At 39.5% G+C, this 261-nt stretch carries 1 protein-coding gene; it reads right to left on the bottom strand.

What is annotated here, in order from left to right:
• The coding region (locus R0J87_RS21725) for a hypothetical protein (protein ID WP_498888902.1) at nucleotides 1-261 on the bottom strand (261 nt) is incomplete at both ends.

Raw genomic sequence — 261 nt, 5'->3', positions numbered from 1 at the left:
CACAACATATCCTTTTCCTTGCCACATCATGACATTTTTGCCATGGACATCATGAGGAAATAAGCCTTGTTCTCGGGCATAATCTAACGCAGAATCAATATCTTTAATCACTTGTTTCGGAATTTTCAATCCTCGATTCACGCTATCGTAAAGGGTGACCCCTTGTAATCGTTTTAGGATCAAGCAATTCTCTTCGGCATAAAAACATTGGGAATAAGCGGGATGTTTTCCCAGACGTTGATAAACTTCCTTTTCTTCTTC

This window comes from Halomonas sp. SIMBA_159, from assembly GCF_046536035.1.
GTDB classification, from domain to species: Bacteria; Pseudomonadota; Gammaproteobacteria; order Pseudomonadales; family Halomonadaceae; genus Vreelandella; species Vreelandella venusta_A.
Note: the sequence above shows the minus strand (reverse complement) of the source record. Positions and strands in the feature narration are given on the sequence as shown.